The sequence below is a fragment of the Microbacterium oleivorans genome, assembly GCF_023715745.1.
Classification (GTDB): domain Bacteria; phylum Actinomycetota; class Actinomycetes; order Actinomycetales; family Microbacteriaceae; genus Microbacterium; species Microbacterium oleivorans_D.
The window spans coordinates 157,602-172,815 of sequence record NZ_JAMBOV010000006.1; the positions used below are offsets into that span (position 1 = coordinate 157,602).

Annotated in this window: 14 protein-coding genes; 11 read left to right on the forward strand and 3 right to left on the reverse strand. The window is 70.3% G+C overall.

Annotated features, from left to right (window positions below; translation table 11 throughout):
* Positions 1 to 69: 69 nt before the first annotated feature.
* On the reverse strand, positions 70 to 726 hold the full coding sequence (locus M3190_RS14375) for a Maf family protein (RefSeq protein WP_251583205.1): 657 nt from the start codon (positions 724 to 726) through the stop codon (positions 70 to 72).
* A 71-nt stretch (positions 727 to 797) separates the two neighbouring features.
* Here M3190_RS14375 and M3190_RS14380 point away from each other — a divergent pair, with 71 nt between their 5' ends.
* Genes M3190_RS14380 through M3190_RS14395 form a run of 4 tightly spaced genes read left to right on the forward strand, consistent with a single transcriptional unit; the run spans position 798 to position 5,037 of the window.
* Positions 798 to 2,078: a class I SAM-dependent RNA methyltransferase gene (locus M3190_RS14380; RefSeq protein ID WP_251583207.1), complete on the forward strand. Its 1,281-nt coding sequence runs from the start codon at positions 798 to 800 to the stop codon at positions 2,076 to 2,078.
* A gap of 16 nt (positions 2,079 to 2,094) precedes the next feature.
* Positions 2,095 to 2,751, forward strand: a complete 657-nt coding sequence (locus M3190_RS14385) for a response regulator transcription factor (protein WP_251583208.1) — start codon at positions 2,095 to 2,097, stop codon at positions 2,749 to 2,751.
* Complete coding sequence (locus M3190_RS14390) at positions 2,741 to 3,955, forward strand: sensor histidine kinase (RefSeq protein ID WP_251583210.1); 1,215 nt, start codon at positions 2,741 to 2,743, stop codon at positions 3,953 to 3,955. Before M3190_RS14385 ends, M3190_RS14390 begins: the two co-directional genes overlap by 11 nt.
* Entirely contained in the window at positions 3,952 to 5,037 is a 1,086-nt protein-coding gene (locus M3190_RS14395) for a hypothetical protein (protein ID WP_251583212.1), read from the forward strand. Before M3190_RS14390 ends, M3190_RS14395 begins: the two co-directional genes overlap by 4 nt.
* Before the next feature lie 207 nt (positions 5,038 to 5,244).
* Here the strand turns inward: M3190_RS14395 and M3190_RS14400 are convergent, their stop codons facing one another.
* A complete protein-coding gene (locus M3190_RS14400; RefSeq protein WP_251583214.1) occupies positions 5,245 to 5,475 on the reverse strand; it encodes an acyl-CoA carboxylase subunit epsilon in 231 nt (76 codons plus the stop codon).
* Entirely contained in the window at positions 5,472 to 7,061 is a 1,590-nt protein-coding gene (locus tag M3190_RS14405) for an acyl-CoA carboxylase subunit beta (protein WP_439958039.1), read from the reverse strand. Before M3190_RS14405 ends, M3190_RS14400 begins: the two co-directional genes overlap by 4 nt.
* A 138-nt stretch (positions 7,062 to 7,199) precedes the next feature.
* Here M3190_RS14405 and M3190_RS14410 point away from each other — a divergent pair, with 138 nt between their 5' ends.
* The 7 genes from M3190_RS14410 to M3190_RS14440 all read left to right on the forward strand — a co-directional run.
* Positions 7,200 to 7,982 carry a biotin--[acetyl-CoA-carboxylase] ligase gene (locus M3190_RS14410; protein WP_251583218.1) on the forward strand — a complete coding sequence of 261 codons (783 nt, stop codon included), beginning with the start codon at positions 7,200 to 7,202 and terminating at the stop codon, positions 7,980 to 7,982.
* Positions 7,983 to 8,034: 52 nt separating this feature from the next.
* A complete protein-coding gene (locus tag M3190_RS14415) occupies positions 8,035 to 8,589 on the forward strand; it encodes a PH domain-containing protein (protein ID WP_251583220.1) in 555 nt (184 codons plus the stop codon).
* 54 nt (positions 8,590 to 8,643) lie between these two features.
* The gene (locus M3190_RS14420; RefSeq protein ID WP_251583222.1) at positions 8,644 to 9,771 is read left to right on the forward strand and encodes a 5-(carboxyamino)imidazole ribonucleotide synthase; all 1,128 of its coding nucleotides are present in this window, start codon (positions 8,644 to 8,646) and stop codon (positions 9,769 to 9,771) included.
* Positions 9,772 to 9,868: 97 nt separating this feature from the next.
* A complete protein-coding gene (purE, locus tag M3190_RS14425; RefSeq protein WP_251583237.1) occupies positions 9,869 to 10,336 on the forward strand; it encodes a 5-(carboxyamino)imidazole ribonucleotide mutase in 468 nt (155 codons plus the stop codon).
* Between the two features lie 25 nt (positions 10,337 to 10,361).
* Positions 10,362 to 11,810, forward strand: a complete 1,449-nt coding sequence (locus M3190_RS14430) for an LCP family protein (protein WP_251583224.1) — start codon at positions 10,362 to 10,364, stop codon at positions 11,808 to 11,810.
* Between the two features lie 19 nt (positions 11,811 to 11,829).
* The gene (locus M3190_RS14435) at positions 11,830 to 12,939 is read left to right on the forward strand and encodes a glycosyltransferase (protein ID WP_251583226.1); all 1,110 of its coding nucleotides are present in this window, start codon (positions 11,830 to 11,832) and stop codon (positions 12,937 to 12,939) included.
* Positions 12,940 to 13,029: 90 nt separating this feature from the next.
* Positions 13,030 to 15,214 (forward strand): SH3 domain-containing protein (locus M3190_RS14440; protein ID WP_251583228.1); only part of this gene is annotated, 2,185 nt, incomplete at its 3' end.

The window sequence follows — 15,214 nt, forward strand, 5'->3', positions numbered from 1 at the left end:
ACCCAGGAGCGGGGCCGCTCCTTTGGATCACTCGCACAAGATCATCGGGGTTTCGTGTCGCGGGATCCACTAAGAGGACGTGTCGTCCACCCGGTTCCACAGCGAGGTCCACTCGACGCCGAGCTCCTGGACCAACCGCCTCAGAGTCGACAGCGACATCCCGACGACCGTGGACGGGTCGCCCTCCACCCGCTCGACGAACGCGCCGCCGAGACTGTCGACCGTGAAGGCGCCTGCAACGAGCAGGGGCTCTCCCGTGGCCACGTACGCGTCGATCTCGGCATCCGTCACGTCGGCGGCGAAGGACACGGATGCCGCGGCCACCGCGTGCGCCTCGACGGGCACCGCGCCGGGGCGGACGAGGAAGACGCTGTGACCGGAGTGCAGGATGCCGGTGCGACCCCGCATGGACTGCCACCGGGCGCGAGCCGACTCGGGCGTGTACGGCTTGCCCAGGATCTCGCCGTCGAGCTCGAACATGGAGTCACCGCCCACGACGATGCCCTCGAACCCCTCGTCGGCGAGCGTTGCGGCGACGTCTGCGGCCTTGCGCCGTGCGAGCAGCAGCACGTGCTCCTCGGGGGACAGAATGCGGTCCTCTTCCGCCTCGACGGCGGCGATCACGGCCTCCTCGTCGACCCGCGGCGCCCGGGTCGACGGTTCGATGCCGACCTGGCGCAGCAGTATGAGTCGAGCGGGGGAGGTTGAGGCCAGGCACACGCGCATACCGTCCACGCTAGCTGCGCGAGAGGCAGTCGATGACTGTTCGGCGCGACCCGGTGTGACAGCATCGAAGGATGCAACCCGGAGACCTCCTCGACCTCGAGATCACGGCCGTCGCGCACGGGGGTGTCTTCGTCGCCCGGCACGAGAACCGGGTGGTCTTCGTCTCCGATGCGATCCCCGGCGAGCGCGTGCGTGTCGCCCTCACGGACACGCGGAAGGAGTCCTTCTGGCGCGGTGACACCGTCGAGGTGCTGGATGCGTCGCCGCACCGCCGTCCGCACGTGTGGGCGCCTGCCGACGTGAGTACGCCTCCGGAGTCCCGCCCCGGCGGCGCCGACTTCGGCCACATCTCCCTCGCCCACCAGCGCGAGCTCAAGGCGGAGGTCCTCCGCGACGCGCTCGCCCGCTTCGCCGGCTCCGTTGCTCCCGTGACCATCGAGCCGCCGCTCCCGCAGACCATCGGCGACCGCGTCGTCGAAGAGTCCGAGGACGGCGCGCGCTGGCGGACGCGCGTGAGCCTGCACGTGGACGAGGAGGGGCGCATCGGCCCCTTCGCGGCCCGGAGCCATCGAGTCATCCCCGTCGACGATCTGCCGCTGGCCACTGCCGGTATCGCCCGTGCGGCGAGCCGGCGGCGCGGAGGCGCGCCGGGACGACTCGATCTCGTGCAGCCCGCGGACGGGCGCGTCCGCGTCATCCCCCGTGCGGAGTCCGGTCGCTCACGCCGACCGGTGCCCGTCGATCCGGCCGCCCGCGAAGTGGTCGTCGAGCGCGTCGGCGACCGGGAGTTCCGCGTCGACGCGGGCGGCTTCTGGCAGGTCCATCGTCTGGCCGCGGGCACCCTCCACGATGCCGTCGCGGGGGGTGTCGCCGACGGCGTCGACCCCGACGGCTGGCACCTCGACCTCTACGGCGGGGTCGGCCTGCTCGCCGCATCCGTCGCGGGTGTCGGCGGCCCCACCACCCGGATCACCTCGGTGGAGTCGGACCCGCGTGCGACCGAGCACGCGGGCGAGAACCTGGCGGCGTGGATCGGCGCACGAGCCGAGACCGGTCGCGTCGATCGTTGGCTCCAAAATCTCGCTGAGACGGCGACGCCTGCTCAGCGCGCTCGCCTCGCGCGCGGCACGGTGGTACTCGATCCGCCCCGTGCGGGAGCCGGTCGCGACGTCGTCGAGCGCCTCGTCGGACTCTCCCCGGCACGCATCGTCTACGTCGCCTGCGATCCGGTCGCCCTCGCCCGTGACCTCGGGACCTTCGCTGCGCACGGGTACACGACACCCTCGGTGCGCGCCCTCGATCTGTTCCCGCACTCGCACCACGTCGAGGCGATCGCCGTGTTGACCCGGTGACGGCTATGGTGAGCGCATGATCCGCGTCGCTTTGATCGACGACCATGAATCCGTGCGGCTCGGCCTCGAGGCCGCGTGCAGTCGTACGGATCACATGCGCGTCGTGTTCTCGGGCGAGAGCGTCGCGGCCTACCTCGACTGGCGCACCCTCACTCAGGAGAATCCGGCGGACGTCGTGGTCCTCGATCTCATGCTCGGCGACGGTGCGACCGTGACCGAAAATGTGACCCGCCTCGTCCACGACGGCTCACCCGTCATCATCCACAGCGTGGCCGATCGGCCTGCGGCCGTCCGTGAGGCGCTCGTGGCCGGTGCGGCGGGAGTCGTGAGCAAGGCGTCGCGGATCGACGACGTCATCTCCGCGATCGACACGGTCGCGCAGGGGCACGCACTCGACAACGTCGAGTGGGCGTCGGCTGTGGACGGCGACCGTGCGTTCGCCGACGCTCAGCTCTCGTCCCGGGAGCGCGACGTCCTGCGGCTGTACGCTGCGGGTCTGCCGCTCAAGACCGTCGCCGAGCGCCTCGGTGTGGCCTACTCGACCGCGAAGGAGAACATCACCCGTGTGCGGGTGAAGTACGTCGAGGTCGGTCGTCCGGCACCCACCAAGGTGGATCTCCTCCGCCGCGCGATGGAGGACGGTCTGGTCGCGGAGGAACCCGGTGGCAGCTGAGGCCGCGACGGCGGGGACTCTGACGATCCCGCCCGACTCGACCTTCTTCTCGCGGGAGAGGGTCGAGCGCATCCTCGCGCTCGTCGTCTCGGTGGGCTGTGCGATCCTCGGCTTCCAGTCCCTCTTCCACGCCCTCGGGTCCACGCAGGAGGCGCCGGCCTGGAACGTCGTGCTCACGGTCGTCACGTTCGGCCCGCTCGGCCTGATGATCGCGGCCGGAGTCGGCGGGCGGTTCTATCGCATCCCGGCAGCGGTCTTCGCGATCGTCTTCCCGCTCGTGTTGATGGTCTGGCCGTTGGCGACGGCGGATCGCGAGACGACGGGCGCGGGGGAGCCGTGGATCTGGTATCTCCTCAATGTCGCCACGGTGGCGACGGCCCTCGTCTTCCCCCTGTGGTTGCAGTACACGTGGTGCGCGGCGATCCCGGTGCTCTACGGCGTCGTACGGCTCATCCAGATCGGCGTGGACGGGCCGAATGTGATCCTCGTCTCCCGTCAGGTCGTCTACGCGATCATCCTGGCAGTCGTCATGATCATGATCGGGTGGATGCTGCGTCTGCTCGCCGAACGGCTCGATCGCACCCGGGAAGCGGCGGTGCGCTCGTATGCCGCGGCCGCAGCCGCGGACGCCGTCGAGCAGGAGCGCATCTCGGTCGCCGCCCTGATGCACGACAGCGTCCTGGCCGCTCTGATCGCGGCGGAGCGCGCGTCCACGCCCCGTGAGCGCGATCTCGCGGTGGTGATGGCCCGCGACGCACTCACCCGGCTGGCGAACGCCGATCGTGAGGCGGAGGAAGGGCCGGACGAGCCGGTCGATCCTGCCTTCGTCGTCGAGGGGCTTCGTGAGGCGGCGCGTGAGCACGACATCGATCTCGATGTCCGGGTGACCGTCGATCCGCGCGCGCAGTCGCTCCCGGGTCGCGTCGCACGTGCCCTCGTGCTGGCGGCCGATCAGGCGATCGTCAACTCCATCGAACACGCCGACGCCGTGGGCCTGCACGTCGAGGTCGGTGCCGACGATCGACGGATCGTCGTCCGGGTCGTCGACTCCGGCAAGGGCTTCGACGTCCACGCCGTCCCGGAGGACCGCCTCGGGATCAGCGGCTCGATCGTCGCTCGCACCGCCGCCGTCGGCGGGCAGGCGCTCGTTCGCAGTTCACGGCGTGGCACCGCGGTCGAGCTGCGATGGGAGTACCCGCGATGAACGTGCGCGTGCAGACCGGCCTCTCGATCGTGGCGGTCGTCTTCACCGCCTACCTCGCTGTGGGCGGCCTCGTCTGGACGGCACCGGTGGCGCAGCCGGCGCTGTTCATCGCCGCGCTCTCGCTCTATCTGGTCACGACCTGGCTGTGTGTGTTCTGGGACGTCGTGCCACGCTCGCCGGGCGCTGCGCCGTCTCCGGTCGCGTCGGAACCCGACGGGCTCCCTCGCGGCCCTTCGCTCCCGCTCTGGCTGTGTCTGCTGGTGCTCGGCACCACGGTCGCGGTGCCCTTCGCCACCTGGGCCGCCGTGGATGAGAGCCTTCGCCTCGCCACGTTCGCGACGTGGAGCCTGGGCGGCGTCGGCGCGCTCCTGACCATCGTGACCGTCCGTCGTCGTCCCCTGGTGGCGTGGATCGGCGTGATCCTCCTCGGGATCTCGTCGTCGTTCTGGATCGGCATCCTCGACTCCCTCGCTCTCGGGCTCGTCGGCGCCGCCGTGTGGGTCGTCGCGGCGCAGCTGCTCACGCGCCTCGTCGACCGGGCGGCGGTCGACACCGCTGAGCTGACCGGCATCCAACGTCGTTCCTTCGAATGGCTCGCGAGCCAGGAGGGTCGTCGCCGAGAGCGCCGTGTGCGGGTCCAGCAGGCCCTCGCGGTGGCGGGCCCGATCCTCATCCGCACGATCGAGTCGGACGGTGACCTCGAGCCCGACGAGCGCGAGCGCGCGCGTCTCGCGGAAGGATCCCTCCGCGACGAGCTGCGGGGACCGCGCCTCCTCGACGAAGCGGTGCGCGCGAGGTTGCAGGAGGCCCGGCTGCGCGGCAGCACCGTCACGGTGCTCGATGAGGGCGGGTTGGATGCCGCCGGCCCGGCCGCGCTCGACCGCATCCGGAGCGAGCTCGCCGACGCTCTGAGGGACGCGTCCTCGGAACGGATCTACATCCGGACCTCGCCGCACCCGCGTGTCGCGGTCACCGTCGTCGGTCGGTCCCGCCGGCGCGACGACCCCGATGGTGAGGAGGTCGTCGACCTCTGGCACGAGATCGCCCACCCGCGGCCGGTGGTCGACCGCCCCACGGCCTGACATCGAACGCTCCGGAAGAAGAAGAGGCGAGGGGCGGCGAAGCCGCCCGCCCCTCGCCATGCGAGTGGTTACCCGAAAACCGACCCGCACATGCCGATCCGCGCTCTGAGGGATACGGATCGACAGAACGCAGAAGCGTTCCAGCGCTATTAGTCTCTCTGATCGCGAAAAAAGTGTCTGTAGGTACTTTGGGGGACATGCGCGGCGTCAGCCGGCCCAGCGCCCCCAGGGCACATCGCGGCGCAGGTCGTTCGCGACACCCCGGGCCGAGATGCGCCAGGCTGAGACGGTGGGCTCATCCGCGACCGCGGTGCTCGCTTCGTGGACCAGCGACTCGCTGACGACGGCGATCACCGCGGCGAGCTCCTCCGGAGTCGCCGAGCCGCGCCGCAGGCGGACGTGCGGCGCGTCCGCGGGGATGTCGTCGGGCTCGGTCACAGCGGGATGTTCCCGTGCTTCTTGGCCGGCTGGCTGGCCCGCTTGCCGCGAAGGGCGCGCAGGGCCTTCGCGACGGCGACGCGGGTCTGCGCGGGCTCGATGATGCCGTCGAGCTCACCGCGCTCGGCGGCGAGGAACGGCGAGGCGACGTTGTACGTGTACTCGTTCGCGAGACGCGTGCGGACCGCCGCGACGTCCTCGCCGGCTTCCTCCGCACGCTTGATCTCTCCGCGGTAGAGGATGTTGACCGCACCTTGGCCGCCCATCACCGCGATCTCGGCGGTGGGCCAGGCGAGGTTGATGTCGGCGCCGAGCTGCTTGGACCCCATCACGATGTAGGCGCCGCCGTAGGCCTTGCGGAGGATGACGGTGACCAGCGGCACGGTCGCTTCCGCGTAGGCGTAGAGCAGCTTCGCGCCGCGTCGGATGACACCCGTCCACTCCTGATCGGTGCCGGGGAGGTAGCCGGGGACGTCGACGAGGGTGAGGATGGGGATCGAGAAGGCATCGCAGAACCGCACGAAGCGGCTGGCCTTCTCGCCGGCGTCGATGTTCAGCGTGCCGGCCATCTGCGACGGCTGGTTCGCGATGACGCCGACGGTGCGCCCCTCGATGCGCCCGAAGCCGATGACGATGTTGGGCGCGAACAGCGGCTGGACCTCGAGGAAGTCTCCCGCGTCCACGATGTGCGAGATGACCTCGTGGATGTCGTAGGGCTGGTTGGGGGAGTCCGGGATCACCGTGTTCAGCACCCGGTCGGCATCGGTCGTCTCGAACTCGAAGCCGGACTCGTACCCCGGGGCATCCGACATGTTGTTGTCGGGGAGGAAGCTGATGAGGGTGCGCGCATAGTCGATCGCGTCGTCCTCGTCCTCGGCGAGGTAGTGGGCGACGCCGGAGCGGGTGTTGTGCGTGTGCGCTCCGCCGAGCTCCTCCATGCCGACGTCCTCACCCGTGACCGTCTTGATGACGTCGGGGCCGGTGACGAACATCTGGCTCGTCTTGTCGACCATGATCACGAAGTCGGTGAGGGCCGGGGAGTAGACCGCGCCGCCGGCGGCGGGTCCCATGATGAGCGAGATCTGAGGGATCACACCGGAGGCCGCGGTGTTCAGGCGGAAGATCTCGCCGTACTTCCCGAGGGCGACGACGCCCTCCTGGATGCGCGCCCCACCCGAGTCGAGGATCCCGATGATCGGCACGCCGCTGCGCAGAGCCAGCTCCATGACCTTGATGATCTTCTCGCCGGCGACCTCCCCGAGCGAGCCGCCGAAGGTCGTGAAGTCCTGCGAGTAGACGGCGACGGTGCGGCCGTGGATCGTGCCCGTGCCGGTGACGACCGAGTCGCCGTAGGGGCGCGAGCGGTCCATGCCGAATGCCGTCGTGCGGTGTCGGACGTACTCGTCGAGCTCGACGAACGAGCCGGGGTCGACGAGCAGCTCGATGCGCTGACGGGCGGTGAGCTTGCCCTTCGCGGCCTGCTTGGCGCGGGCGGTCTCCTCGGCGGAGACGACGGCTTCTTCGTAGCGGGCACGGAGGTCGGCGATCTTGCCGGCGGTCGTGAAGAGGTCGGGCTGATCGGTCACGCGTTCCACCCTAGCGAGCGCGTCCCGCGCGGCGTTGGATACCGGCGACAATCGACGCGCGTATCCGCTGTGGCATCCCTCACCATCGCGGCTGTCAAGCCGGACCGGGCCGTGCGGTCGCGCGTCTATGGTGACGACATGTCGATTCCTGAGAACGGATACCCCCGTGCCGCTGCGGTCAGCCCCCGCCTCCACGTCGCACCGAGCGTCGACTCGACCAACAAGAAGCTCCTGAAGGATGCCTTCGACGACCCCGAAGCACATCCCCACCTGTCCGTCGTCGTGACCCGTGATCAGACCGCCGGCCGGGGCCGGCTCGACCGCACCTGGGTCACGCCGCCCGGTTCCGCTCTCGCGGTGTCCGTCCTGCTGCGTGTCGAAGCGGTCCCGGTCGAGCAGCGAGGATGGATACCCCTCATCGCGGGCGCGGCGATGACCTCGGCCGTCCGCGCGCAACTGGATGACCGCGAGGTCGGGCTGAAGTGGCCGAACGACGTCCTCGTCGGGGGCCTCAAGATCTGTGGCATCCTCGCCGAGGTCATGCCGGGCGATCCCCACTCCGTCGTCGTCGGAGCGGGGGTCAACACGCGGATGACCGCCGCGCAGCTGCCTGTCCCGACGGCCACCTCGTTCGCGGCACTCGCCCGTACCGCCGACGAGGATCGCCTTCTCGCCGACTACCTGACGAGACTCCGTGACGGGATCGCCGACCTCGCCGTGGGGGGCACCGCAGCCGGCCTCGCGACGAAAGCCGTGCGGGACGCCTGCACCACCATCGGCGGCCAGGTCTCCGTCTCGCTCCCCGACGGCTCCACCCTCACCGGCGTGGCGACCGGGATCGACGACGACGGTCGACTCGTCGTCGACGCGGCGGGCGTCGTCCACGTCGTCTCGGCGGGCGACGTCGTCCACGTCCGCTGAGGGATGGGCGCGTCGGCGGGACGTGCTCCTCTCGGCGCGTCATGATGGTTCCGTGAGCCAGCCGACCGCCTACCCGGGTCGCCCGCGGACGCCCGCCCCGGGCACCGCGGCGCCGGAACTCGTGATCGCGCGCTTCCGCCGGCACGCACGGCGTCTCATCTGGTCGGCGATCGTCCTGATCGCCGTCGCGGGTGCGACGGGGTACCTGAGCGGGAACCTGCCGTCGCCGTGGGAGGACTGGATGCTGTGGGTCGCCGCGACCGTCGTGGTCCTGCTGCTCGTGGTGCTGCCGTACCTCCGGTGGCTGTCGCACACCTACACCGTCACCACGCGGCGCGTGATCGAGCGCTCCGGCCTCGTCCAGCGGCGACGTGTCGACATCCCCCACGCGCGCGGCTACACGATCTCCGAACGCCGCGGACCGGTCCAGCGTGTGTGGGGCAGCGGCACGCTCACCCTCGCCAACGGCGTCGACGAGCCCGTGCGGCTCATGGATGTCCCGTCCGTGCGACTCGTGCACGAGACCCTCTCCGATCAGGTCGAGGTCAGCCAGATCCTCGCTCATCGCGACTCCCACAGCGTCCCGGTCATCGCCTCGGAGGACTGACCGTCCCGGGCGTCCTCCCGTATGCGCGAGAATGTCGACGTCGGGAGGAGACGCATGGCACTGCAGGTCGGAATCGTCGGAGGCGGTCAGCTCGCGCGGATGATGATCGCGCCCGCCGTCGAGCTGGGACTCGGGGTCCGGGTCCTCGCGGAGGAGCCGGGGATGTCCGCCGGGCTGGCCGCGACGGCCGTCGGCGACTACCGCGACCTCGACACCGTTCTCGCGTTCGCGAAGGACGTCGACGTCATCACCTTCGACCACGAGCACGTTCCGCAGGACGTCCTCCGCGGACTCGTGGCCGAGGGGGTCGCCGTGCACCCGGGGCCGGATGCTCTCGCATTCGCGCAGGACAAGATCGACATGCGCACGAAGCTCGCGGAGCTGGGGCTGCCTCAGCCGGACTGGGCTGCCGTGACGGATGCCGCGGCCCTCGACGTCTTCATCGCCGACCACGGCGGGCGGGCCGTCGTGAAGACCCCGCGCGGGGGATACGACGGGAAGGGTGTCCGCGTGATCTCGGCTGCCGCAGACGCCGCGGACTGGTTCGACGGTCTAGCGGACGGTGCCGCCCTGCTCGTGGAGGAACTCGTCCCGTTCACCCGCGAACTCGCGCAGCAGGTCGCGCGTCGACCGTCGGGCGAGCTCTTGGTCTACCCCGTCGTCGAGACCGTGCAGCAGGGGGGTGTGTGCGCCGAGGCGATCGCCCCCGCGCCGCACTCGGCGGGCCGTCTCGCGGACGTCGCCGCCGAGATCGGCGAGGCGATCGCGACGGGCCTGGGCGTGACCGGCATGCTCGCCGTCGAACTCTTCCAGACCCGGGACGAGCGGCTCCTCGTCAACGAGCTCGCCATGCGCCCGCACAACAGCGGTCACTGGACGCAGGACGGGGCGATCACGAGTCAGTTCGAGCAGCACCTCCGTGCCGTCCTCGACCTGCCGCTCGGGGACACGGCGATGCGCGCACCGCATGCGGTGATGGTCAACATCCTGGGAGGACCGGCGGAGGGTTCGCTCGGCGAACGCCTGCCCGACGCGCTCGCCGCGCACCCTTCGGCCAAGGTCCACACGTACGGCAAGGATCCGCGCCCTGGCCGCAAGGTCGGGCACGTCAACGTCGCTGGAGACGACCTCGACGCTGTGGTGTACGAGGCGCGCGCTGCGGCGGCGTTCTTCCTCGATTGACCCGTGCCGTTCCGGGGTTCTCCAAGCTCACGCGCCTAGCCTTGGTCGAGTGAACAGCCCCCTGCACTCGTCCGACTCCCCGCTCATCGGCGTCGTGATGGGATCCGATTCGGACTGGCGTGTGATGTCCGACGCGTCGCAGGCGCTGAGCGACTTCGGCATCCCCCACGAGGTCGAGGTGGTCTCCGCGCATCGCACTCCGGACAAGCTGCTGCGCTACGGGCGCGAGGCGCGAGGTCGCGGTCTGCGCGCGATCATCGCCGGGGCCGGCGGTGCAGCCCACCTGCCCGGGATGCTCGCATCGGTCACGACACTGCCCGTCATCGGGGTTCCGGTGCAGCTGTCCACGCTGGACGGCCTGGACTCCCTGCTCAGCATCGTCCAGATGCCTGCCGGCATCCCGGTCGCGACGGTCTCCATCAACGGTGCCAAGAACGCGGGGCTCCTCGCGGCGCGCCTGCTGGGCTCGGCCGATCCCGCGATCGCCGATCGTGTCGCGGCGTACGCCGCCGACCTCGAGGTGCAGGTCGAGGAGAAGAACCGCCGCCTGAAGGAATCCCTGTGAGCGGTCGCCGGTGGGGGGAGGGGGCATGAGCGTCCTGAGCCCGCCGCGGGTGACCTCCCGCCGTGCTCTCGTCGAAGAGCGGCCGCTGCGCCATCCCGACGCCTCGGCTCCGGGGATGATGACGAGGCGCGCATGGTGGCTCGTGGTCGCGAACTTCCTGCTTCCCGGCTCCGCGCAGATCCTCGCGGGCAATCGGCGCCTCGGCCGCCTCGGCATCGTCGCGTCGATCGTCATGTGGGTGACGCTCGCCGTGACGCTGTCGCTCGCCCTGATGTGGCGCTCGATGCTGACGACGATCGTCGCCTCCTGGTGGACGCTCACCGTCGCGCAGGTCCTGCTGTGGGTGTACGCCCTGCTGTGGGTCGTTCTCACGGTCGACACCCTCCGACTGGCTCGTCTGCGGCGCGTGCCGGGGCGTACCCGTGCGGCGGTCGCCGTCGTCGCCCTGATCCTCGCGCTCGTGCCGGCCTCGGCTGCCGCCTACACGGCTCAGTCCGTGGTCGCCCCGCTGCGCTCGGGTCTGTCGATCTTCGCCTCCGGTCCGAGCGTCCCGCCCTCCGACGGCTACTACAACTTCCTGCTCCTGGGTGCCGACAGCGGCCAGGGCCGCGACTCCATGCGCTTCGACAGCATCTCGGTCGTGTCGGTGAACGCCGACTCGGGTGCGGTGACGATCTTCGGCATCCCCCGCGACCTCCGTCATGTGCCTTTCTCGGAGGGGCCGATGCGCGAACTGTATCCGGACGGTTTCCAGGGGCAGACCTCGTCGACGTGCGGATGGTCGTCGGGCATCAATCAGCTCACCAACGCCGTCGAGGTCTGCCGAGAGGATCGCGGTGCGGGCCTGTACCCGGACGCCGCGGCGAAGAACACGACCCCGGCCGTCGAAGCCACGAGGGACGCCGCCGAGGGGATCCTCGGCATCGAGATCCCGTACCACGTCTTCATCGACATGCACGGGTTCGCGGATCTCGTCGATGCCCTCGGAGGGGTGGAGATCACCGTCAAGGAACGGCTTCCTGAGGGCCCGGGTCCGCGTTACGAGGGGCAGCCGGCCGACGAGTGGGCGACCGGCTGGATCGAAGAGGGCACTCAGGTCATGGACGGCGACACCGCCCAGTGGTACGCGCGATCCCGGTACACGACCAGCGACTGGGACCGCATGCGGCGTCAGCGGGAGCTGCAGACCGCGATCCTCGCGCAGGCGACCCCTTCCACGGTCCTGACGCGTTTCAGCGAGGTCGTCGCGGCGGGCAAGAACCTGGTGCAGACGGACATCCCGGACTCGCTGCTGCCCTACCTGGTCGACCTCGGGGTGAAGGCGAAGGATCAGAAGGTCCAGAACCTGGAACTGACGCCGAAGGGTGTCAACATCGACCCGGAGAACCCGACGGCGGACGATTGGACCAAGATCCAGTCCGAGGTCCAGCAGCTCCTCCACCCGCCGACACCGACACCGACGACCGCGCCGTGACGGCGCAGGGGGATCTCCGATGACGACGACGCTGAGATTCGTGTTCGACCCGTCCGCCCCGGGCACCGATCCCGACCTCGCCGTCGCCGCGCGGGAACTCGCGGCGGCTCTCGTCGCAACAGCGCCCAGTGGGTGCGAGGTGCGGGCCATCATCCCCGGCGACGCGGGGGAGGACACGCTCGCAGCGCAGGGCGTGACCGCGGCCGACCGTCTCCCCGTCGGATCGGCGGCCGCCGCAGCACTGTGGCGCCGCGGCCTCCGTGCCGGCGCCGGCGACGGCCTCATCCACTCCGCCACGCTCGCGGCTCCTCTCGTGCGGCACGATCGCGTCCACGATCACGACCAGACCGTCGTGACCCTGTGGGACGTGCGTCCGTGGGACCACCCCGACGAGGTGGCCCGGACGGATGCCGCCTGGGCCCGCGCCATGCTGCGCCGCGCCGTCCGGCACGCCGACGCCGTCGTCGTCCCGACGCACGAGCTCGCCCACCGCCTGGCGGACCTGGCGCCTCTCGGAGATCGGATCCGGGTGATCGCGGGTGCGCCAGAGGCCGCCCTGCGCGTGCCGACCGACGAGATCGGGCGCCGACGCGACCTCGACGTGCCCGAGGGGTACGTCCTGCTCTCCGGTTCGACGGCGGCGTCCGCTCGTCTGCGCACCGGATTTGAGGCCCTCGCGACATCGGGTCGTGATACGGCGGTCGTGGTGATCGATGCCGCCGAGGGTGAAGAGCCGGCGATCGCCGAACTCGCCGCGGCGGCGGGACTGCCGGAGCGTCGAGTGCACGTCCGCGGTCACCTCGACGCACCCGATCGCGCCGCCGTCCTGGCGGGCGCCGTCGCATTCCTCGCGCCGTCGGACGCACGCACCTATCCGTGGCGGACGCTCGATGCGCTCCGTCTCGGAGTGCCCGTCGTCGCCGCCGACAGCGCGACCCATCGGGAGCTGCTGCTCGACGGGGCGACGTTCGCCCCGGGCGATGCCGGCTCGCTGGGGGACGAGCTGGCCGCGACGCTCGCCTCGACGTCCGCGGCGGAGCGGCTCGCCGTCCTCGCCGCCGATCGTGGGCGGGCGTTCAGCTGGCCCGGCGCGGCGGAGCGGGTGTGGCAGCTGCACGCCGAACTCTGACCGACTGAGAACGCCGCGTGAGCGGCGTGTCGTTCGGGTGATCTCCAAACGCGACTGGTAACAGAGCGCGACTTCAGTAACACTGTTCACATGCGCCTCACAGTCTCCGCATCCCGTCGACCCTTGCGGAGCTTGGCGATGGTGCTCGCCACCGTTCTCTCCCTGAGCGTGCTGATGGCCGTCGCGCCGATGTCGACGGCGAGCGCGGCCGATCCGAAGCTGCCCTCGACCATCGAGGACGGCGGGTTCATCATCAGTGACGCCGAGTACTTCAACGGCGGATCGATGACGGCGGCTCAGGCGCAGAAGTTCCTCGAGACGCGAGTGCCCTCGTGCAAGGCGACGACGGGACCGACCTGCTTGCGCAACTTCACTGCGGACATGCCCGCGAAGGCGAAGGATGCCTACTGCGCTGCGATCCCGGGCAAGAAGAAGGTCCGCGCCTCCGAGATCATCGTGACTGTCGGGAAGGCCTGCGGCATCAGCCCCAAGGTGATCCTCGTCATGCTCCAGAAGGAGCAGGGTCTGGTCACCTCGACGAAGCCGAGCGAGTGGAGCTACCGCGCCGCGATGGGCATGAACTGCCCCGACACCGCGCCGTGCAGCGCGGCATCCGCCGGCTTCTTCAATCAGGTCCACCTCGGTGCCCGTCAGCAGCAGGTCTACGCGAAGAACCCCACGAAGTACGGGTATCGGGCCGGTCAGGTGGCGACGGTCAAGTGGCATCCCAACAGCGCGTGCGGCACGTCGAAGGTGCTCATCAAGAACCAGGCGACGGCGAACCTGTACATCTACACGCCGTACCGGCCCAACCTGGCGGCCCTCGCGGCCGGCTACGCGACGGGCGACTCGTGCTCGAGCTACGGCAACCGGAACTTCTTCAACTACTACGTGCAGTGGTTCGCCCCGGAGGTGAACCGCTGGGGATCGGGAGCCGCCGCCCGCGTGAACGCGTGCACCGCACCGAAGGCTGCCGACGTCGTCCCGGCGTCGGCGGCGGCGACGGTCACGTCCGGCACGACCGCGCGCACGGCACCGAGCACGCTCTGCTCCACGGGCTCGAGCGGTGTGGCGGCCTCGACCAAGCTCACGGTCACCGGCACGTACGGATCGTGGGCGCGGGCGACGATCGGCTCCAAGTCCCTCTGGGTCGCGAAGTCCGCGCTCTCGATCGCGGGCGGCACGCCCTCCGGGAACGCGTGCGCCGTGCCGACCGAATCGAGCATCACGAAGGCCGGCGGCACGATCACCGTCATCTCGCAGAGCCTCAACGCACGCAAGGCGCCGTCCACGGCGTGCAGCACGGGTGTGCGGACCATCACCGCCGGACAGCAGTATCAGCGCACGGGGATCTACGGCGTCTGGTGGCGCATCCAGGTGGCCGGCTCGACCTACTGGTCGCACAGCGATTACATGACGGTCAAGGAGGTCCCGCCGGCCAAGACGATGTACCTCGCGACCACGACGAACATGACGCCGTCGGAGTCGTCGGCGACGATCCAGGCGACGCTCCGCAAGGGCACGGCGGTCACGACGCTCGCCGTGTCGGGGGATCGGACGCAGATCACCGTCGACGGGATGACGGGGTGGGTGTTCTCGTCGAAGCTGTCGACGAAGAATCCGGGTGCGATCTCGGGTCAGGACCGGCAGGTGATCGCAGCGACGCCGCTGCGGGCGACGGCATCCGCCTCCGGGAAGGTCCTGTCGACGCTCAAGGCGGGCACGAAGGTCACCGTGCACGACACGTTCGGGGCCTGGCGCGCGGTCACAGCGGGCTCGACGAAGGGGTGGATGCGGGACGCCGAGCTGCAGGTGATCGCGAAGACGATGTACCTGTCGGCGCCCGACAACGTCGCGTCGTCGGCCACCTCCACCACCATCCAGGCGACACTGCGCAAGGGGACGGCGGTCACCGCGTCCACGGTGTCCGGGAATCGCACCCAGATCACCGTCGGCGGGATCACCGGGTGGGTCACCACAGCGAAGCTCGTCGCGAAGGATCCCGGCTCTGTCGCGGGTCAAGACCGCCAGAGCATCGCATCGACCCCGCTGCGGGCGACGGCGTCGGCGTCCGGAAAGGTCCTCACGACGCTGACGGCTGGTACGAAGGTCACGGTCCACGACGGCTACGGGGTCTGGCGCGCGGTCACCGCGGGTTCGACGAAGGGGTGGATGCGGGACTCCGAGCTGCAGGCGGTCTCGACGGCGAAGACGATGTATCTGGCGACGACGACGAACATGACGCCGTCGGTGTCGTCGAAGGCGATCCAGGCGA